Origin of the sequence: Pseudomonas sp. BF-RE-25, assembly GCF_019956105.1 — a bacterium.
Classification (GTDB): domain Bacteria; phylum Pseudomonadota; class Gammaproteobacteria; order Pseudomonadales; family Pseudomonadaceae; genus Aquipseudomonas; species Aquipseudomonas migulae.
In genome coordinates, this window is record NZ_JAHBDB010000016.1 from 78976 (window position 1) to 97930 (window position 18955).

16 protein-coding genes and 1 pseudogene are annotated in these 18955 nt (G+C 59.8%); 13 read left to right on the plus strand and 4 right to left on the minus strand.

From position 1 onward, the window contains the following. The first annotated feature begins 19 nt into the window (after window positions 1-19). Window positions 20-436, plus strand: coding sequence for a DUF3010 family protein (locus KGB24_RS09375; protein WP_214379365.1), 417 nt, complete (start codon window positions 20-22; stop codon window positions 434-436). 107 nt (window positions 437-543) lie between these two features. On the opposite strand, the gene KGB24_RS09380 is transcribed toward KGB24_RS09375, so the two are convergent. After that, a complete protein-coding gene (locus KGB24_RS09380; RefSeq protein WP_008033255.1) occupies window positions 544-1491 on the minus strand; it encodes a GlxA family transcriptional regulator in 948 nt (315 codons plus the stop codon). Between the two features lie 194 nt (window positions 1492-1685). On the opposite strand from KGB24_RS09380, the gene KGB24_RS09385 reads away from it, so the two are divergent. The 7 genes and pseudogenes from KGB24_RS09385 (at window position 1686) to aac(6') (ending at window position 7639) form a co-directional block, all read left to right on the plus strand. After that, window positions 1686-2630 (plus strand): choline ABC transporter substrate-binding protein, encoded by a 945-nt coding sequence (locus KGB24_RS09385; protein WP_223413618.1) that lies wholly within the window; start codon window positions 1686-1688, stop codon window positions 2628-2630. Window positions 2631-2714: 84 nt separating this feature from the next. Beyond that, the gene (locus tag KGB24_RS09390) at window positions 2715-3602 is read left to right on the plus strand and encodes a 3-keto-5-aminohexanoate cleavage protein (RefSeq protein WP_008033258.1); all 888 of its coding nucleotides are present in this window, start codon (window positions 2715-2717) and stop codon (window positions 3600-3602) included. A gap of 138 nt (window positions 3603-3740) precedes the next feature. Next, on the plus strand, window positions 3741-4706 hold the full coding sequence (locus KGB24_RS09395; RefSeq protein ID WP_223413616.1) for an L-carnitine dehydrogenase: 966 nt from the start codon (window positions 3741-3743) through the stop codon (window positions 4704-4706). A gap of 136 nt (window positions 4707-4842) precedes the next feature. After that, complete coding sequence (locus KGB24_RS09400) at window positions 4843-5319, plus strand: thioesterase family protein (protein WP_223413614.1); 477 nt, start codon at window positions 4843-4845, stop codon at window positions 5317-5319. A 13-nt stretch (window positions 5320-5332) separates the two neighbouring features. Further along, window positions 5333-6502 carry a gamma-butyrobetaine dioxygenase gene (locus KGB24_RS09405; protein ID WP_223413612.1) on the plus strand — a complete coding sequence of 390 codons (1170 nt, stop codon included), beginning with the start codon at window positions 5333-5335 and terminating at the stop codon, window positions 6500-6502. Window positions 6503-6874: 372 nt separating this feature from the next. Next, window positions 6875-7138 carry a hypothetical protein gene (locus KGB24_RS09410; RefSeq protein ID WP_223413611.1) on the plus strand — a complete coding sequence of 88 codons (264 nt, stop codon included), beginning with the start codon at window positions 6875-6877 and terminating at the stop codon, window positions 7136-7138. A 54-nt stretch (window positions 7139-7192) separates the two neighbouring features. After that, window positions 7193-7639 (plus strand): annotated as a pseudogene (gene aac(6') / locus KGB24_RS09415) (aminoglycoside 6'-N-acetyltransferase). Here aac(6') and KGB24_RS09420 read toward each other — a convergent pair. Together KGB24_RS09420 and KGB24_RS09425 are read right to left on the minus strand one after the other, a co-directional pair. Further along, window positions 7640-8743: a GlxA family transcriptional regulator gene (locus KGB24_RS09420; RefSeq protein WP_008033265.1), complete on the minus strand. Its 1104-nt coding sequence runs from the start codon at window positions 8741-8743 to the stop codon at window positions 7640-7642. Window positions 8744-9261: 518 nt separating this feature from the next. Then, window positions 9262-10638 (minus strand): L-serine ammonia-lyase, encoded by a 1377-nt coding sequence (locus KGB24_RS09425; protein WP_223413610.1) that lies wholly within the window; start codon window positions 10636-10638, stop codon window positions 9262-9264. 437 nt (window positions 10639-11075) lie between these two features. On the opposite strand from KGB24_RS09425, the gene KGB24_RS09430 reads away from it, so the two are divergent. The 3 genes from KGB24_RS09430 to choV all read left to right on the plus strand — a co-directional run bounded on the left by KGB24_RS09430 (window position 11076) and on the right by choV (window position 14110). Continuing rightward, window positions 11076-12023 (plus strand): choline ABC transporter substrate-binding protein, encoded by a 948-nt coding sequence (locus KGB24_RS09430; RefSeq protein ID WP_008033267.1) that lies wholly within the window; start codon window positions 11076-11078, stop codon window positions 12021-12023. A gap of 66 nt (window positions 12024-12089) precedes the next feature. Further along, window positions 12090-12935 (plus strand): choline ABC transporter permease subunit, encoded by an 846-nt coding sequence (choW, locus tag KGB24_RS09435; protein WP_008033268.1) that lies wholly within the window; start codon window positions 12090-12092, stop codon window positions 12933-12935. Continuing rightward, on the plus strand, window positions 12932-14110 hold the full coding sequence (gene choV / locus KGB24_RS09440; protein WP_008033270.1) for a choline ABC transporter ATP-binding protein: 1179 nt from the start codon (window positions 12932-12934) through the stop codon (window positions 14108-14110). Before choW ends, choV begins: the two co-directional genes overlap by 4 nt. A gap of 199 nt (window positions 14111-14309) precedes the next feature. Here the strand turns inward: choV and KGB24_RS09445 are convergent, their stop codons facing one another. Beyond that, window positions 14310-16259 carry a BCCT family transporter gene (locus tag KGB24_RS09445; protein ID WP_223413660.1) on the minus strand — a complete coding sequence of 650 codons (1950 nt, stop codon included), beginning with the start codon at window positions 16257-16259 and terminating at the stop codon, window positions 14310-14312. 379 nt (window positions 16260-16638) lie between these two features. Here KGB24_RS09445 and betI point away from each other — a divergent pair, with 379 nt between their 5' ends. Together betI and betB are read left to right on the plus strand one after the other, a co-directional pair. Continuing rightward, window positions 16639-17232: a transcriptional regulator BetI gene (betI, locus tag KGB24_RS09450; RefSeq protein WP_008033272.1), complete on the plus strand. Its 594-nt coding sequence runs from the start codon at window positions 16639-16641 to the stop codon at window positions 17230-17232. Window positions 17233-17339: 107 nt separating this feature from the next. Beyond that, window positions 17340-18812 (plus strand): betaine-aldehyde dehydrogenase, encoded by a 1473-nt coding sequence (gene betB / locus KGB24_RS09455; RefSeq protein WP_008044788.1) that lies wholly within the window; start codon window positions 17340-17342, stop codon window positions 18810-18812. Window positions 18813-18955: the final 143 nt, after the last annotated feature.

Consider the following 18955-nt stretch of genomic DNA (forward strand, 5'->3'; position numbering starts at 1 on the left):
ATTTGTGAAAGGGATCGAAATGAAAATCTGCGGCATCGAAATCAAAGGCAGCGAAGCGATCATCGCCGTGGCCTCCCTCGACGATCAGGTACTGAGCCACGTCGCGCTGAACACCAAGAAAATCGCCCTCGACGATGACGACGAAGCCGCCAACGTCAAAGTCTTTGCCGCTCAGGTGGCGTCGTTTGTCCGTGAGAATTCAATCGACCGGATCGCGATCAAGAAGCGCAGCAAGAAAGGCGAATTCGCCGGTGGGCCGACCACGTTCAAGATCGAAGGCGTTTTTCAGTTGCTGGAGAGTTGCGAGGTGACGTTGCTGTCGCCACAGACGATCAATGCGCAGAACAAGAAGTTTGATTTTGAGCTGCCGGGGACGCTGAACAAATATCAGCATGAGGCTTACAAAGCCGCCTGTTCGGCACTGATGAAAAAGTAAACGTCCCGCCCCCCCTGTAGGAGCCGGCTTGCCGGCGATGAGCCCTAAAGATCCACGTATACCTGAGGCCGCTATCGCCGGCAAGCCGGCTCCTACAAGGGCATGTGTCAGGCCTTTTGGGTTTGCCGGCGGTCTTCCCGCGGACACCGCTCAAACTTCGCCCGATAACTGCGGGTGAAGTACGACGGCGATTCAAACCCGCACGCAATGCTCACTTCCAGCACACTCATATCGGTCTGCCGCAGCAACTGCCGCGCCTTCTCCAGCCTTAACCGCAGGTAGAAATTGCTCGGTGTGTCGTTCAAATGCAGCCTGAACAATCGCTCCAACTGCCGCCGTGTCACCTTGATCGACTCCGCCAGCTCCAGCGTGGTCAGCGGCGGTTCGCTGTGCTGTTCCATCTCGCCGATCACGTGAACGAGCTTCTTGTTGCTGATGCCATAGCGCGTGGCGACTTCCATGCGCTGGTGGTCTTTGCGCGGGCGGATGCGGCCGAGCACGAATTGTTCGCTGACCTGTATCGCCAGTTCCGGGCCGTGGGCCTGGGCGATGAGGTCGAGCATCAGGTCGATGGAAGCCGTGCCACCGGCTGAGGTGATGCGCCGGCGGTCAATTTCGAACAGCTCCTGGGTAACGCTGAGCTGTGGATAAGATTCCTTGAAGGCGTCGATGGCTTCCCAGTGCAGGGTCAGACGATGCCCATCAAGTAAGCCGGCTTCGGCGAGGACGAAGCTGCCGGTGTCGATGGCGCCGAGGGTCACGCCTTCGTTGTCCAGTCGGCGCAGCCAGTGCTCCAGCGCTGGCGTGGCGAATTTCAGCGGTTCAAAACCGGCGACCACCAACAACGTCGCGCCTTTCTTCAGCGGTTCCAACGCTGCATCGGCGTTGACCGACATGCCATTGCTGGCCAGCACCGCCCCGCCATCCGCACTCAACACATGCCAGCGATACAGCTCGCCGCGAAAGCGATTGGCGACCCGCAACGGCTCGATCGCCGAGATGAAACCGATGGCCGAGAAACCCGGCATCAACATGAAGTAGAAATCCTGGGACATGGAGCGCACTCGATTCGCGGGTAGCGTGTGCTGTTGATACGCCACTTGCGAGCGGCATTCAAGTGGACAGGTCGCTGCAGTGCAAGAGCTGGTCGCCGCAGTGCGTTTTCACCGGGCTTTAGCTGCGTAACTTGGCATCACCGGCGCACAAAGACGACCGGACCCACAATAACGAACTGCCGAGGAAACCCGAGATGAAACGACTGATCAGCAGCTGTGTTCTTGCACTCAGCGGTACCGCTTTCCTGAGCGCCAGCGTCATGGCCGCCGAACCTGCATCGTGCCAGAACGTACGCATGGGCGTCGTGAACTGGACCGACGTGATCGCCACCAGCGCCATGACCCAGGTCTTGCTCGATGGCCTCGGCTACAACACCAAACAAACCAGCGCCTCCCAGCAAATCATTTTCGCCGGGATCCGCGACCAGCGCCTGGACCTGTTCCTGGGCTACTGGAACCCGCTGATGACTCAAACCATCACGCCGTTCGTCGATGGCAAGCAGGTCAAAGTGCTTGAGGCGCCCAGCCTGAAAGATGCCCGCGCCACCCTCGCGGTTCCGACTTACCTCGCCGACAAGGGCCTGAAAACCTTCGCCGATATCGCCAAATTCGAGAAAGAGCTGGGCGGCAAGATCTACGGCATCGAGCCAGGCTCGGGCGCCAACACGCAGATCAAAGAGATGATCGCCAAGAACCAGTTCGGTCTCGGCAAATTCCAGCTGGTCGAGTCCAGCGAAGCCGGAATGCTGTCGGCGGTGACCCGGGCGACCAAACGCAACGAAGCCATCGTGTTCTTCGGCTGGGCGCCGCACCCGATGAACGTCAACGTGAAGATGACCTACCTCACCGGCAGCGACGACGCCCTGGGCCCGAACGAAGGCATGGCGACTGTCTGGACCGTCACTTCGCCGACCTACGCCGAGCAATGCCCGAACATCGGCCGCTTGCTGAGCAACCTGACCTACACCGCCGAAGACGAGAGCCGGATGATGCAGCCGCTGCTGGATCACAAGGACGCCTTCGAATCGGCCAGGCAATGGCTGAAAGATCACCCGCAAGACAAGCAGCGCTGGCTGGAAGGTGTAACCACCTTCGATGGCAAACCAGCAGCTGAAAACCTGCAACTCACCAGCAAGTAACTCTTCAGCAAACAGACCCGAACCACCGATTCGCAGCCCGACCGGGCTGCGAACGGGACCACCACGCCTGCAAGGAACCACCTCATGAACCACGACGTCATCATCACCTGCGCACTTACCGGTGCTGGCGACACGACCAGCAAAAGCCCACACGTGCCGGTCACCCCGAAACAAATCGCCGCTGCCGCCGTGGAAGCCGCCAAGGCCGGCGCCACCGTGGTCCACTGCCACGTTCGCAACCCGCAAACCGGCAAATTCAGCCGTGACGTGGCGCTGTACCGCGAAGTCATGGAGCGCATCCGCGAAGCTGACGTCGACATCATCGTCAACCTGACTGCCGGCATGGGCGGCGACCTGGAAATCGGCGCGGGCGAGAACCCGATGGAATTCGGCCCGAACACCGATCTGGTCGGCCCGCTGACCCGTCTGGCCCACGTCGAAGAACTGCTGCCGGAAATCTGCACCCTCGATTGCGGCACCCTGAACTTCGGCGACGGCGACACCATTTACGTCTCTACCCCGGCGCAGCTGCGTGCAGGCGCCAAACGCATTCAAGAGCTGGGCGTAAAAGCCGAGCTGGAAATTTTCGACACCGGTCACCTGTGGTTCGCCAAACAGATGATCAAGGAAGGCCTGCTCGACGACCCGCTGTTCCAGCTGTGCCTGGGCATCCCGTGGGGCGCACCGGCTGACACCACCACCATGAAAGCCATGGTCGACAACTTGCCGGCAAACGCCGTGTGGGCCGGGTTCGGCATCGGTCGCATGCAGATGCCGATGGCGGCGCAAGCAGTGCTGCTGGGCGGCAACGTGCGGGTCGGCCTGGAAGACAACATCTGGCTGGACAAGGGCGTGTTGGCGACCAATGGCCAACTGGTCGAACGCGCCTCGGAAATCCTCAGCCGCCTCGGCGCCCGGGTTCTGACACCGGCTGAGGGCCGGGCAAAAATGGGCCTGACCAAGCGCGGTTAAGCCCCACACAAATCCCCTGTAGGAGCCGGCTTGCTGGCGATGAGGCCGGTACATCCGCCACATCTTTTGTGGCAGGAACGCCGCCATCGCCAGCAAGCCGGCTCCTACAAAGATCACCGAATTTTTTAGGAAGTTGCCATGAGCTTTATCACTGATATCAAAACCTTCGCCGCCCTGGGCAGCGGTGTCATCGGCAGCGGCTGGGTGTCCCGCGCCCTCGCCCACGGCCTCGATGTTGTGGCCTGGGACCCGGCGCCTGGCGCTGAAGCCGCCCTGCGCAAACGCGTCGCCAATGCCTGGGGCGCACTGGAGAAACAAGGCCTGGCACCCGGTGCATCGCAGGATCGCCTGCGCTTTGTCGCAACCATCGAAGAGTGTGTTCGCGATGCCGATTTCATCCAGGAAAGTGCCCCTGAACGCCTGGAACTGAAGCTGGAACTTCACAGCAAAATCAGCGCCGCGGCCAAACCAAATGCACTGATCGGCTCCAGCACCTCGGGCCTGTTGCCAAGCGAGTTCTACGAGAGCTCGACCCACCCGGAACGCTGCGTCGTCGGTCACCCGTTCAACCCGGTTTACCTGCTGCCATTGGTGGAAGTCGTCGGCGGCAAGAACACGGCCCCCGAAGCCGTACAAGCGGCCATGAAAGTCTACGAATCCTTGGGCATGCGCCCGCTGCACGTGCGCAAGGAAGTGCCTGGCTTCATCGCCGACCGTTTGCTCGAAGCGCTTTGGCGTGAGGCCCTGCACCTGGTCAACGACGGTGTGGCGACGACCGGTGAAATCGACGATGCGATTCGCTTTGGCGCGGGTCTGCGCTGGTCGTTCATGGGCACGTTTTTGACCTACACCCTGGCGGGTGGCGACGCGGGCATGCGCCATTTCATGGCACAGTTCGGGCCGGCGTTGCAGTTGCCGTGGACGTATCTGCCGGCACCGGAGCTGACCGACAAGCTGATTGATGATGTGGTGGATGGCACCAGCGATCAGTTGGGCAAACACAGCATTTCGGCGCTGGAGCGCTATCGTGATGACTGCCTGCTGGCAGTGCTGGAGGCGGTGAAGACCACCAAAGAGAAGCATGGGATGGCGTTCGCCGACTAACCCCCGCCGCCACTTGTAGGAGCGAGGCTTGCCCGCGAAGAGGCCGGTACATCCGACGGATCTGTTGTGGCAGGAATACCGCCTTCGCGGGCAAGCCTCGCTCCTACAGGTTTTCGTTATCTCAGGAACTGATCGCATGCCTGCTCTTACGACTTACAGCACCAAAATCATCCCCGACTGGGTCGACTACAACGGCCACCTGCGTGACGCGTTTTACCTGCTGATTTTCAGCTACGCCACTGACGCGCTGATGGACCGGCTGGGCATGGACAGCAACAACCGCGAAGCCAGCGGCAATTCGCTGTTCACCCTCGAACTGCACCTCAATTACCTGCATGAAGTGAAGCTCGACGCCGACGTAGAAGTGCACACCCAGATCATCGCTCACGACAGTAAACGCCTGCACCTCTATCACAGCCTGCACCTGGTCGGTGACGACAAAGAGCTGGCGGGCAACGAGCAGATGTTGCTGCACGTCGACCTCGCCGGTCCCCGCTCCGCGCCGTTCAGCGAAGAAACGCTGGGCAAGCTGCAAGCCATCGTTGCGCAACAAACCGACCTGCCCACCCCTGACTACATTGGCCGAGTGATCGCTTTACCCCCAAAAAAATAACAAGGAGATCGCCATGAACACCGCCGCCGCTTTTGCTGACTTCCGTACTTATCCGTTGATCAGCGCGCTCAGTGGCGTGCAGGCCCTGGCGGATCGCGTTCTCGTGAAATGGGCCGATGACCGTGTCAGCCCCTTCCATCACCAGTGGTTGCGTGACAACTGCCCTTGCCCGCAGTGCGTCTACACGGTGACCCGTGAGCAGGTGCTGGAAATCGTCGACGTTGCGCAGGACCTGATGCCCGTAGAGACGAGCGTCGACCCTGAAGGTTGCCTCTGCATCCAGTGGCAGGACGGTCACCTCAGCCGCTTCGATCCAGGCTGGTTGCGGGCCCACGCCTATGACGACGAATCCCGCGCCGAACGCCGCGCCGGCAAGCCAAAATCCCGTCTGTGGAAAAGCGACTTGTCGCTGCCGGTGTTCGATTATCAAGCGCTGATAGACGACAACGACGCCTTGTTGCAATGGCTGTTGGCGGTGCGCGATATCGGCCTGACGCAAGTGCGCGGCGTGCCCACCGAACCCGGTTCGTTGAAGCTGATCGCCCAGCGGATTTCCTTCATCCGCGAGAGCAATTTCGGCGTGCTGTTCAACGTGCAATCCAAGGCCGATGCCGATGCCGACAGCAACGCCTACACCGCTTTCAACCTGCCGCTGCACAGCGACTTGCCGACGCGCGAGTTGCAACCCGGGCTGCAATTTCTGCATTGCCTGGTCAATGACGCCGACGGTGGCGAGAGTATTTTCGTCGACGGTTTTGCCATCGCCCAAGCGCTGCGCGAGGAAGATCCCGAATCGTTCAAGGCCCTGTGCGAAATCCCCGTGGAGTTTCGCAACAAGGACCGTCACAGCGACTATCGCTGCCTCGCGCCGGTCATCGCTCTGGATGCGCTGGGGCAGGTGTCTGAAATTCGTATGGCGAACTTTTTGCGCGGGCCGTTCGATGCCTCGATCGAGGACATGCCCAGGTTGTATCGCGCTTATCGACGGTTTATTGCGATGACTCGCGAGGGGCGGTTCAGGTTGATGCAACGGCTCAACCCCGGCGAACTCTGGTGCTTCGACAACCGTCGCACGCTGCATGCGCGCAATGCGTTTGATCCCGCCAGTGGTGCCCGGCATTTCCAGGGGTGCTATGTCGATCGGGATGAGTTGTTGTCGCGGATCCTGGTTTTGCAACGCTAGACCGTGTCATCGTTTTTCGCGGGCAAGCCTCGCTCCTACAGAGTTAGCATGGCTTCTGTAGGAGCGAGGCTTGCCCGCGAAGGCGTCAGTACAAACACCCCATATATCCCTGATTAGCAGGCAAAAAAAACCCCGATCAAGCCGTGACAGGATCGGGGCAGAGGTGGGTACTGTTGAGGAGCCGTTGCGCGAGGGTGACCAAACCTTCGTGAAGCCAGCTGAATCCAGTGTGCCCACTCTCCCCTCCCGCGAGTTAGCCGAAAACGACCTGTTCATAGGTATTGCGGCCATTGCGACAAATCGTCCTTGCCGACGCCAACGCCCCCTACGAGAATCGAACCACGACACCGTTCCCTGAAGAAGGATTGCGTCATGATGCACGCCGATTTGATTGACCAGGAAGACCTGTTGGGCCAGCTGAAATCGTTGGGCTTTCAAGTACCGAACGGCTCCACCGCCGAGCAGGCTTGCGAGTGCGCGGTGAGAGGATTGAACAACGAACGGGCGACCGTGCTGCGCACCATGGTCAAGCAGATGTACACCAGCAGCGCGACGATTCTGCCGGCAGTGCGTCAGGCCATCGACAAGCAGCTGCTGCCGGCATTGGCTGAATACCAACAAAGCCACCGCGTCTGACACGTCGGCGGTTTGCTAGAGTGGTGGCTTCCTGACCACCACGAGCGATCGCCGATGTTCCGAATCCAACTCTGCCAGTCCGACGAACAAGCGGGCTGGCTGCCTTTGCGCTAGGCACTCTGGCCTGATGCTTCGGAACAGGAGCATCGGGACGAAATCGCCGAACAGCTGCGTCAGCCGCAACGCTATATCAACTTCGTCGCTTACGACGCCGGGGAGCAGCCCGTCGGCCTGGCCGAAGCCTCATTGCGCCACGATTACGTCAATGGCACCGACAGCTCGCCGGTGGTGTTCCTGGAAGGTATCTACGTGGTGCCGCAGCAGCGCCGCCATGGAGTGGCCGCACGCCTGATCGAACACGTGGCGCAATGGGGACGGGAACGCGGATGCGTGGAAATGGCCTCGGACACCGACGTCGACAACCTGCCGAGCCAGGAGACGCACAAGGCGCTCGGTTTCGAGGAAACCGAGCGCGTCGTGTTTTTCAGGCGTCAGCTCTGATCAGAGCCTTACGCTGGCGAAGGTCGACTCGTTGCGCGCCTGACTCAATGCCGACAACGGCCCGGACAACGGCGACAGCACCAACGCTTGCGGCAGCGGCATCATCGCCACCTGTTGCGTGGTATTGGAGCCTACGCGTTCGTCACGCGGCGGAATGCCGAAGTATTCGCGGTAGCACTTGGAGAAGTGCGGCGTGGATACGAAACCGCACACCGACGCCACTTCGATGATCGACATCGGCGTTTGCTTGAGCAACTGCCGGGCACGGATCAGGCGCAGTTTCAGGTAGTAACGCGACGGCGAGCAGTGCAGGTATTTCTGGAACAACCGCTCGAGTTGCCGACGTGACACGGCGACGTACACCGCCAGTTCGTCGAGGTCGATCGGCTCTTCAAGGTTGGCTTCCATCAGTGCAACGATTTCCTGCAACTTCGGCTGGTTGGTGCCGAGCATGTGCTTGAGCGGCACGCGCTGGTGATCCTGTTCGTTGCGGATGCGCTCGTAGACGAACATCTCCGAAATCGCGGCGGACAGTTCACGCCCGTGATCGCGGCTGATCAGGTGCAGCATCATGTCCAGCGGCGCGGTGCCGCCGGAGCTGGTGAAACGGTTACGGTCGAGGGTGAACAGGCGAGTGCTCATGGCCACACGCGGGAAAGCTTCCTGCATCGAGGCCAGACATTCCCAGTGCACGCTGCAATCGAAACCGTCCAGCAGGCCGGCGCACGCCAGGGCCCAGCTGCCGGTGCAGACTGCACCCAGACGCTTGGATTGACGCGCCTGGCTTTGCAGCCATGAGACGTGTTCGCGAGTTACCGTGCGCTGAATACCGATACCGCCGCAGACAATGATGGTGTCCATGGAAGGTGCTTTGTGCATGGAGGCGTCGGGGGTGATCTGCAGACCGTCACTGGCCCAGACCTGACCGCCATCGACGGTGAGCGTGGTCCAGCGATACAGCTCGCGACCGGACAATTGGTTGGCCATGCGCAGGGGTTCTACGGCGGAGGCCAGAGAAATAAGCGTGAAATTGTCCAGCAGCAGAAAGCCGATGGATTGAGGCGCACGGTTCTGGGGTTGAGCCCCGGAGTTGAACGTCGTCATCGCGGTATCTCCTCACACAAAGCAGGTGATGGCCTCAGGCGGAGGCTCTTGTTATTGCCATCGTTCTCGCGTGGGAGACGGGCTTTGTAATGACAGAGCAATTGCCATGCCTAAAATTGAATACGCGTTCAATAACTCCTGAAAACGACGTCGCAGCCTGTCTATATAAGCCGCGTCACGAGTAGGGGTTATAAGTGGCATTCACAGGGGTAAGCGCTCTGCCGCGTTGCGTGTGAGCAAATCGGTAGCACTTGTGGGAACAGGCCTGCAACGACTTCGGAAAGAGTGTCACCGCAGGCACAGGGGACGGACGGTCAGGGCCGGGTTGGATCCCTGGCTTGTTGCAATGCGCTTATCTGTAAGCGACGCGCCAAAACGTGGCGCGTTTTCAATCCGGTGTTCACTTAGCGCGCAGTTTTGACTGGTCTGACGTCTTCGCGGGCAAGCCTCGCTCCTACAAGAGCACCGCACGTTCCCTGTAGGAGCGAAGCTTGCTCGCGAATGGGATCGCCTCGGTCTCAGCACTCAACCGCGCTAACCGCCAACCCGCCCCGCGATGTCTCTTTATATTTGTCATGCATATCCGCCCCGGTATCTCGCATGGTGCGGATCACCCGGTCCAGCGAAATAAAGTGCTGGCCGTCACCACGCAACGCCATCTGCGCCGCGTTGATCGCTTTTACTGCAGCAATCGCGTTGCGCTCGATGCACGGCACCTGCACCAACCCGCCGACCGGGTCGCAGGTCAGGCCGAGGTTGTGTTCCAGGCCGATTTCCGCCGCGTTGCACAACTGCTCCGGCGTGGCGCCGAGAATCTCCGCCAACCCGGCTGCCGCCATCGCGCAAGCCGATCCGACTTCGCCCTGGCAACCGACTTCCGCGCCGGAGATGGAAGCGTTCTTCTTGCACAGAATCCCCACCGCCGCGGCACCGAGGAAATAGTCGACCACGTTGGCGTCCGTCACCACCTCGCTGAACTTCATGAAGTAGTGCAACACCGCCGGAATGATCCCCGCCGCGCCATTGGTCGGCGCCGTGACCATGCGCCCGCCGGCCGCGTTTTCTTCGTTGACCGCGAGGGCGAACAGGTTGACCCACTCCATCGCGCTCAGGGTCGAGCCGATGACGTTGGGTTTGTTCAGCTCCTGCAGGCTGCGGTGCAATTTGGCCGCGCGACGGCGCACGTTCAGGCCACCCGGCAGGATGCCTTCGTGCTTGAGGCCTTGCTCGACGCAATCCTGCATGGCCCGCCAGAGTTTCATCAGGCCGGCGCGGATTTCATCTTCGCTGCGCCAGACCTTCTCGTTGGCCATCATCAATTCGGCCACGCGCAGGTTGTGCTTCTGGCAGAGGCTGAGCAGCTCGGCGGCGCTGGAGAAATCGTACGGCAACACCGTGCGATCCAGATCCACCACACCGCTGGTGGCTTGTGCTTCATCGACGACAAAGCCGCCGCCGACGGAATAGTAGGTGTCGCGATGCAGCTCACCGTCATCGCCTTCGGCGACCAGGGTCATGGCGTTCGGATGGAACGGCAGGTTTTCGTCGATCAGGCGCATGTCCCGGGCCCAGATGAACGGCACCGGCAAGCGGCCGTCCAGCAACAGGGTGTGGGTTTCGCGCAGGGTTTCAATGCGAATGCCGATTTGCGACGGGTCGATCGCGTCCGGCCATTCGCCCATCAGGCCCATGATCACCGCGTTGTCGCTGCCGTGCCCGATGCCGGTGGCCGACAACGAACCATAAAGCTGGACCTCGACACGCCGCACTTGCTCCAAAAGCCCCCGTTCACGCAAACCTTGCACGAACAGCGCCGCGGCGCGCATCGGCCCCACGGTGTGCGAACTGGAAGGGCCGATGCCGATTTTGAACAGGTCGAAAACGCTGATAGCCATTACTGCCGAACTCCTGGATATGCCAACTCCAGGCGCAAAAGCGCCCGGTGACGGAGCTGCTACGCTCAAGCTGCAATCCGCCGGTATGGCTGCATCATCAGGCTTTTACCGTGTCGCTCGACGTCCAGTACCGACGCACTCTTGTCCACCAGCGCCGTGTGCGTTTTACGCTGCTTTTTCGCCGTTTTTTTGCGGCTCAGGTGGGCAAACGGGGCTGAAAAAATCTGTAAACGACGTCACCGACACTGGATGCGACCATCCCTGTACTGGATACGACGCACCCTGTAGGCGTCAGATTTTCACTGGTACATGATCGTATCGACTCGATTGCAAGGCGCCGTGGTAGAGCTGTCTCCAAAACGCCATCCAACCGCAACCTATAAGTGCGGTGGTCCACAGTCGGAACACTGCCAAAAAAAACACCAAGGAGTCCATCCATGAAAGGTTCCCCGTCGTTGTTGTTGGCCGCCATGCTGAGTCTGCCGTTACTGGCTCAAGCCGCAGAACCCGCTCAGTGCAGTACCGTAAACTTTTCCGATGTCGGCTGGACTGACATTACTGTCACCACCGCCACCACCAGCGTCGTGCTCGATGCCCTGGGCTACAAAACCAAAACCACAATGATTTCCGTGCCGGTGACCTACAAGTCGCTGGCCGACGGCAAGAACATGGACGTATTCCTGGGTAACTGGATGCCGACCATGGAAAACGACATCAAGGCCTACCGCGATGCCGGCACCGTGGACACCCTGCGTGCCAACCTCGAAAACGCAAAATACACACTCGCCGTCCCGGAAGAGTTGTATAACAAAGGTCTGAAAGATTTCGCCGACATCGCCAAGTTCAAGAAAGAACTCGACGGCAAGATCTATGGCATCGAACCGGGTAACGACGGCAACCGTCTGATCCAGAGCATGATCGACAAAGACGCCTTCGGTTTGAAAGCCGCCGGTTTCAAGGTGGTCGAATCCAGCGAAGCCGGCATGCTCTCGCAAGTCGATCGCGCCCAGCGCCGCAACACCGCCGTGGTGTTCCTGGGCTGGGAACCGCACCCGATGAACACACGATTCAAGATGAAGTACCTGACTGGCGGCGACGAGTTCTTCGGCCCCAACTTCGGTCAGGCGACCATCTTCACCAATACCCGCAAGGGTTATGCCCAGGAATGCAGCAACGTTGGACAGTTGCTGAAAAACCTGGTGTTCACCCTCGACATGGAAAGCACGCTGATGGGCAACGTCCTGGACGACAAAATGAAGCCTGACGCGGCCGCCAAGGCCTGGCTGAAGAAGAATCCACAGGTGCTCGATACCTGGCTCGCTGGCGTGACCACCATTGACGGTAAACCAGGCCTGGAGGCCGTTAAAGCCAAGCTCGCGCAGTAATCGCTTACGCCGGGCGGGCTAGCCCGCCCGGGCTGTTTATTTCCTTGCATGCGGACGTTCACTACCATGCTGATTGATCAGAAAATACCTCTAGGCCAGTACATCGCGGGCTTCGTTGAATGGTTGACGCAACACGGCGCCAACACCTTCGACGCAATCGCCGTGTCACTGGAAACGATGATCCACGGCGTGACTTTTGCGCTGACCTGGTTCAACCCGCTGGCATTGATCGGCCTCATCGCGCTACTGGCACACTTTATTCAACGAAAATGGGGGCTGACTGCTTTCGTCATCGCCTCCTTCCTGCTGATCCTCAATCTGGGGTACTGGCAGGAAACCATGGAAACCCTCGCCCAGGTGTTGTTCGCCACCCTGGTCTGCGTGGTCATCGGCGTGCCGCTGGGCATCGTCGCCGCGCACAAACCGATGTTCTACACCCTGATGCGTCCGGTGCTCGATCTGATGCAGACCGTACCGACCTTCGTTTACCTCATTCCTACCCTGACCCTCTTCGGTCTGGGTGTGGTCCCGGGTCTGATCTCCACGGTGGTGTTCGCGATTGCCGCGCCTATCCGCCTGACCTACCTGGGTATTCGCGATGTCCCGGAAGAATTGATGGACGCAGGCAAAGCCTTTGGCTGCTCGCGACGTCAGCTGCTCTCACGGATTGAATTGCCCCACGCCATGCCAAGCATCGCGGCCGGTATCACCCAGTGCATCATGCTGTCGTTGTCGATGGTGGTGATTGCGGCACTGGTGGGCGCCGACGGCCTGGGCAAACCCGTGGTCAATGCACTGAACACTGCTGATATCGCCCTGGGCTTCGAAGCAGGCCTGGCGATCGTATTGCTGGCGATCATGCTCGACCGTATCTGCAAACAACCCGACGCTAAAGTAGGGGGTGACGCATGAGCATTATTCGCTTCGAAGACGTCGACGTGATCTTCACCAAAGATCCGCGCGAAGCCTTGAAACTTCTCGACCAGGGCATGACCCGTAACGAGATCCTGAAAAAGACCGGGCAGATCGTCGGCGTCGAAAAGGCCACCCTGGATATCGAGAAAGGCGAAATCTGCGTGCTGATGGGCCTGTCTGGCTCCGGCAAATCCAGTCTGCTGCGTTGCATCAACGGCCTAAACACCGTGAGCCGCGGCAAGCTGTTCGTCGAGCACGAAGGCAAGCAGATCGACATCGCTTCCTGCACCCCGGCCGAACTGAAAATGATGCGCACCAAGCGCATTGCGATGGTGTTCCAGAAGTTCGCCCTGATGCCATGGCTGACGGTGCGCGAGAACATCAGTTTCGGTCTGGAAATGCAGGGTCGGCCGGAGAAGGAACGGAAAAAACTGGTCGATGAAAAACTTGAGCTGGTGGGCCTGACCCAATGGCGCAACAAGAAACCCAACGAGCTTTCCGGCGGTATGCAACAACGTGTGGGCCTGGCCCGCGCACTGGCAATGGACGCCGACATTCTGCTGATGGACGAACCGTTCTCGGCCCTCGACCCATTGATCCGCCAAGGCCTGCAGGACGAACTGCTGGAGCTGCAAAGCAAGCTGAACAAAACCATCGTCTTCGTGAGCCACGACCTTGATGAAGCACTGAAGCTGGGCAGCCGTATCGCGATCATGAAAGACGGTCGGATCGTCCAGTACAGCAAGCCGGAAGAAATCGTTCTCAACCCGGCGGACGACTATGTGCGGACCTTTGTCGCCCACACCAATCCGCTGAACGTATTGTGCGGTCGCAGCCTGATGCGCACCCTGGACAACTGCAAGCGCATCAACGGTTCGGTCTGCCTGGATCCGGGCGGCGATTCGTGGCTGGACCTGGCGGAAGGCAACACCATCAAAGGCGCACGCCAGAACGGTGCGAGCCTGGACCTGCAGAACTGGATCCCGGGGCAAGCCGTTGAAGGCCTGGGCCGTCGCCCAACGCTGGTGGACTCCAACATCGGCATGCGCGATGCGCTGCAGATTCGTTATCACACCGGCAACAAACTGGTGCTGCACGACAACAACAAAGTGGTCGGGATTCTCGGCGACAGCGAGCTGTATCACGCACTGCTCGGCAAGAACCTGGGGTAAGGCAACACACACAAAAACGCCGCGACAGGATCGCGGCGTTTTTGTTTGTGGATATCGGGTGATGCAGTGTTGAAGTTGAAGCCCCCATCGCCAGCAGGCTGGCTCCCACATTGAAATGCATTCTCTTGTGGGAGCCAGCCTGCTGGCGATGAAGCCGACGCGGTGCTTCAGACTGAAACACCGCGTCACTTACAACTTATTAGCTATAAACCCGGCCAAGGAGCTGCCGATGGCTTTCAAACTGATCGAGCACGTCACGAGTGATCTGATCCTGAGTGAAGCCCATCAGGTCGTAATCCTGGCTGCCGTTGTGCAGGTACACCTCGGCGCGATAGTAACGGGCGCGAGGTTCATCGGCACTTTCAGCCGACACCGTGTCGCTCGCCGCTGCCAGATAGCCATCCAGGCTCACTTCGTAGACAAAAGGGTTGCCCTCTTCCATCTCGATGCGCACGCCCATGCAACGCTTGGATTTGCCCAGCAACGTTTGCACGTCCAGGCCTTTACCACGCAATTGCACCACGGCCTCTTCCAGCGCCGGGCTGACTTGCTTGTCCATGAAACGCTGAACGATCGACTGGTTCGGTTGCAGGTCCAACTGAGTCAGACGCTCGCTGAAACCACGACGACCGCGCGCCGCCAGTTCCGCTTGCTCCTGTTCGATCTGCACGTCCTGGCGCATGGCCTTGTGCAAGCCGAACATGAAGAACACCAGCACCACCGAGAACGGCAGACCGGCCAGCACCACCATGGTTTGCATGGCTTCGAAGTTACCGGCGAACAGCAGGCCGATGGTCACCAGGGTGATCACAACGGACCAGAAGATCCGCAGCCAATGCGGCGCATCTTCGTCGACGTTGCCGCCCTTGCACGAAAGGTTGGCCATCATCACCGCGCCGGAATCCGCCGGGGTCAGGAACAGCACGAAACCGACGAAAATCGACACGCCGATCACCACTTTCGACGCCGGGTAATGCTCAAGCAACTGGTAGATCGCCATGGACGGCTGTTGCAGCGCCGTCTTCCCGAGCTCCACCGCCCCGTGGTTCATCACCAGGTCCAGGGCCGAGTTACCAAAGATCGACAGCCACGCCAGGGTGAAACCCAGAGGGATCAGCAGCACGCCGGCCACCAGTTCACGCACGGTACGACCACGGGAAATACGCGCGATGAACATGCCCACGAATGGGGCCCAGGAAATCCACCAGGCCCAGTAGAACAGGGTCCACAGGCCCAACCAGCGGTCGGACTTCTCACTGTCGCCTTCGTACACATAGAGGTCGAAGGTCTTCAGGACCACGCCGTTCAGGTAGTCACCGACGTTTTGCACGAAACCGTTAAGCAGGTGCAAGGTCGGGCCGAACAGCAGCACGAAAATCAGCAGGCCGCTGAACAGCACGATGTTCAGGTTGGACAGACGACGGATGCCGTTTTCCACGCCGGACACGGCGGCGATGGTCGCCACGGTGCTCATCACGATGATCACGATCAGCAGGTTGGTGTTGCTGTGTTCCATGCCGAACAGGTTTTCAAGGCCCGACGACACTTGCAGCGAACCGATCCCCAGGTTTGTCACCAGACCCAACAGGGTCACGAACATGCCGAAGCCGTCCACCGCGTGACCAGCCGCGCCCTTGACCCAACGCTCACCGACCAGCGGATACAGCGCCGAACGCAACGCCAGCGGCTGGTTATGACGGTAGGCAAAGTACGCCACGGCCAGGCCGACCAAGGCGTAAATCGCCCAGCCATGCAGGCCCCAGTGCAGGAAGGTCAGCTGTACCGCCTGACGCGCGGCCAGGTTGCTGGCCGACACGCCTTCCGGCGGGTTGAAGTAGTGATCCAGCGGCTCGGACGCACCGAAGTACAACAGCGAAATGCCGATACCCGAGGAAAACAGCATCCCCGCCCAGGCGCCGTAGCTGAAGTCCGGGGTGTCGTCCTTGCTGCCCAGTTTGAGCTTGCCGTAGGACGAAAACGCCAGGCCGACCACGAATACCAGGTAAGCGGCGATCACCACCATGTAGTACCAGCCAAAGCTGCGGGACAGCCAGGCCTGGGCGATACCGAGCAATCTGCCAGCCTCTTGCGGGGCGATGATCAGAATGGCGGTCAACAGCAGAATCAGCGCGGTAGAGGTGTAGAACACCCAACCGTTGACCGTCACCTTCTCGGGCGGGGTCTTTATTAGAGAGGCAGAACTCATGGCACAGATGCTCCAGGCAGTGCGAGAGAAGAACACAAGGCAGCGCGTTACCCGACCAATCGGTTAGTTGGCAGCCGACCGGCGGGTGATATAAAGACAACCCGAAAAAAGCCCGAAACCCATAAGCACCAGTGCGCAGGGGTTTCGAGCCGTTTTGGATGTCGGGTTATCGCCATTTACACGTAGGAAAAACCTGTAAGCAGCGACGATTTGTCGCAGATCTTATTCTTTGTTGATTGAACGTTCAATCAAAACAAAATAGACTGGCCCTCAATCCGATAGACGTTTTGCGTCTGCCGGAAGGCCTAAGGAGATGTGCAAGATGCCCAAGGTCGGTATGCAACCCATCCGCCGCCAGCAATTGATCGAAGCCACCTTGCTGGCCGTCGATCAGGTCGGAATGGGGGACGCCAGCATTGCGCTGATCGCCCGTTTGGCCGGTGTCTCGAACGGCATCATCAGTCACTATTTTCAGGACAAGAACGGCCTGATCGCTGCCACGGCGCAGTACCTGATGAGTGTCCTCAGCGAGAACGTCACCGCGCGCCGTCAGGCGCTGACAGATGCCAGCCCGCGGGCGCATCTGCAGGTGATCATCGAAGGCAACTTCGACGCCAGCCAGGTCAATGGCCCGGCAATGAAAACCTGGCTGGCCTTCTGGGCCACCAGCATGCACCACCCGTCTTTGCACAGGTTGCAGCGGATCAACGATCACCGTCTGTATTCCAACCTGTGCTGCCAGTTCCGCCGCGTATTGCCGCTCGATGATGCGCGCAGTGCAGCCCGGGGCCTGGCAGCGTTGATTGACGGTTTGTGGTTGCGCGGCGCGCTGTCGGGAGATGCTTTCGACACGGAACAGGCGCACCGGATCGCTTACGAATACATGGATTTCCAACTGGCCAAGCAGGTGAGTTAGAGCACACATAAAACGCTCAACCCCTGAACCGCCACTGACCAGCGTGCCAGCGCTACACGGCACGCCCAGTGGTCAACGCCAACCACTTATGCACTTGCGAGGACACTATGGCCCGTTTCGAACTGCAAAAACTCTACATCGATGGCGGTTACTCCGACGCCAGCAGCGACGCCACTTTCGAAGCCATCAACCCGGCTAACGGTGAAGTCCTCGCAAAAGTACAGCGTGCGACCAAGGAAGACGTTGAGCGCGCTGTAGTCAGCGCCGAAAAGGGCCAGAAAATCTGGGCTGCAATGACTGCCATGGAGCGTTCGCGCATCCTGCGTCGCGCCGTTGACATCCTGCGCGAGCGCAACGATGAACTGGCCGCCCTGGAAACCCTGGACACCGGCAAGTCGTTCTCCGAAACCAAGTATGTCGACATCGTTACCGGCGCCGACGTGCTGGAATACTACGCAGGCCTGGTACCCGCCATCGAAGGCGAGCAGATCCCGCTGCGCACCACTTCGTTCGTTTACACCCGTCGCGAGCCACTGGGCGTCGTGGCCGGTATCGGCGCGTGGAACTACCCGATCCAGATCGCCCTGTGGAAATCCGCTCCTGCCCTGGCGGCCGGTAACGCGATGATCTTCAAGCCAAGCGAAGTCACTTCCCTGACCACGCTGAAACTGGCCGAGATCTACACCGAGGCAGGCCTGCCAGCCGGCGTGTTCAACGTATTGACCGGCAGCGGCCGTGAAGTCGGCACCTGGTTGACCGAGCACCCGCGCATCGAAAAAATCTCCTTCACCGGCGGCACCGACACCGGCAAGAAGGTCATGGCCAGCGCTTCCGCTTCGTCGTTGAAAGACGTAACCATGGAACTGGGCGGTAAATCCCCGCTGATCATTTTCGACGACGCCGACCTCGATCGCGCCGCCGACACCGCGATGATGGCCAACTTCTACAGCTCCGGCCAGGTCTGCACCAACGGCACTCGCGTGTTCGTACCGAGCCACCTGAAAGCCGCGTTCGAAGCCAAGATCGTTGAGCGCGTTGCGCGCATCCGCGTTGGCAATCCGGAAGACGAAAACACCAACTTCGGCCCGCTGGTCAGCTTCGCCCACATGGAAAGCGTGTTGGGCTACATCGCCAAAGGCAAAGAAGAAGGCGCTCGCGTACTGTGCGGCGGCGGCCGTCTGACCGACGGCGAATTCGCTAAAGGCGCGTTCGTAGCACCGACCGTGTTCACCGATTGCACCGACGAGATGACCATCGTTCGCGAAGAAATCTTCGGCCCGGTGATGGCGATCCTGACTTACGAAACCGAAGAAGAAGTGATCCGTCGTGCCAACGACACCGACTTCGGCCTGGCCGCAGGCGTCGTCACCAAGGACCTGAACCGCGCTCACCGCGTGATTCATCAGCTGGAAGCCGGTATCTGCTGGATCAACGCCTGGGGCGAGTCCGACGCGAAGATGCCGGTCGGCGGCTACAAGCAATCCGGTGTGGGTCGTGAAAACGGCATCAGCTCGCTGAACAACTTCACACGCATCAAATCGGTACAGGTTGAGCTGGGCGATTACGCCTCGGTGTTCTAAGCCCCCGAGTCATGTGTTGCCCGCGAATCGAGTGCGCAGCACTCGCCCAGGCCTGACCTGACCAACTTCAAAGAGGGTGCATTCAATGTCCCAAGAATTCGATTACATCATCATCGGTGCCGGCTCGGCCGGTAACACTCTGG

Coding starts and splice junctions, on each gene's coding strand:
- KGB24_RS09375 (WP_214379365.1), top strand. CDS start 20: ATGAAAATCTGCGGCATCGAAATCAAAGGCAGCGAAGCGATCATCGCC.
- KGB24_RS09380 (WP_008033255.1), bottom strand. CDS start 1,491: ATGTCCCAGGATTTCTACTTCATGTTGATGCCGGGTTTCTCGGCCATC.
- KGB24_RS09385 (WP_223413618.1), top strand. CDS start 1,686: ATGAAACGACTGATCAGCAGCTGTGTTCTTGCACTCAGCGGTACCGCT.
- KGB24_RS09390 (WP_008033258.1), top strand. CDS start 2,715: ATGAACCACGACGTCATCATCACCTGCGCACTTACCGGTGCTGGCGAC.
- KGB24_RS09395 (WP_223413616.1), top strand. CDS start 3,741: ATGAGCTTTATCACTGATATCAAAACCTTCGCCGCCCTGGGCAGCGGT.
- KGB24_RS09400 (WP_223413614.1), top strand. CDS start 4,843: ATGCCTGCTCTTACGACTTACAGCACCAAAATCATCCCCGACTGGGTC.
- KGB24_RS09405 (WP_223413612.1), top strand. CDS start 5,333: ATGAACACCGCCGCCGCTTTTGCTGACTTCCGTACTTATCCGTTGATC.
- KGB24_RS09410 (WP_223413611.1), top strand. CDS start 6,875: ATGATGCACGCCGATTTGATTGACCAGGAAGACCTGTTGGGCCAGCTG.
- KGB24_RS09420 (WP_008033265.1), bottom strand. CDS start 8,743: ATGACGACGTTCAACTCCGGGGCTCAACCCCAGAACCGTGCGCCTCAA.
- KGB24_RS09425 (WP_223413610.1), bottom strand. CDS start 10,638: ATGGCTATCAGCGTTTTCGACCTGTTCAAAATCGGCATCGGCCCTTCC.
- KGB24_RS09430 (WP_008033267.1), top strand. CDS start 11,076: ATGAAAGGTTCCCCGTCGTTGTTGTTGGCCGCCATGCTGAGTCTGCCG.
- choW (WP_008033268.1), top strand. CDS start 12,090: ATGCTGATTGATCAGAAAATACCTCTAGGCCAGTACATCGCGGGCTTC.
- choV (WP_008033270.1), top strand. CDS start 12,932: ATGAGCATTATTCGCTTCGAAGACGTCGACGTGATCTTCACCAAAGAT.
- betI (WP_008033272.1), top strand. CDS start 16,639: ATGCCCAAGGTCGGTATGCAACCCATCCGCCGCCAGCAATTGATCGAA.
- betB (WP_008044788.1), top strand. CDS start 17,340: ATGGCCCGTTTCGAACTGCAAAAACTCTACATCGATGGCGGTTACTCC.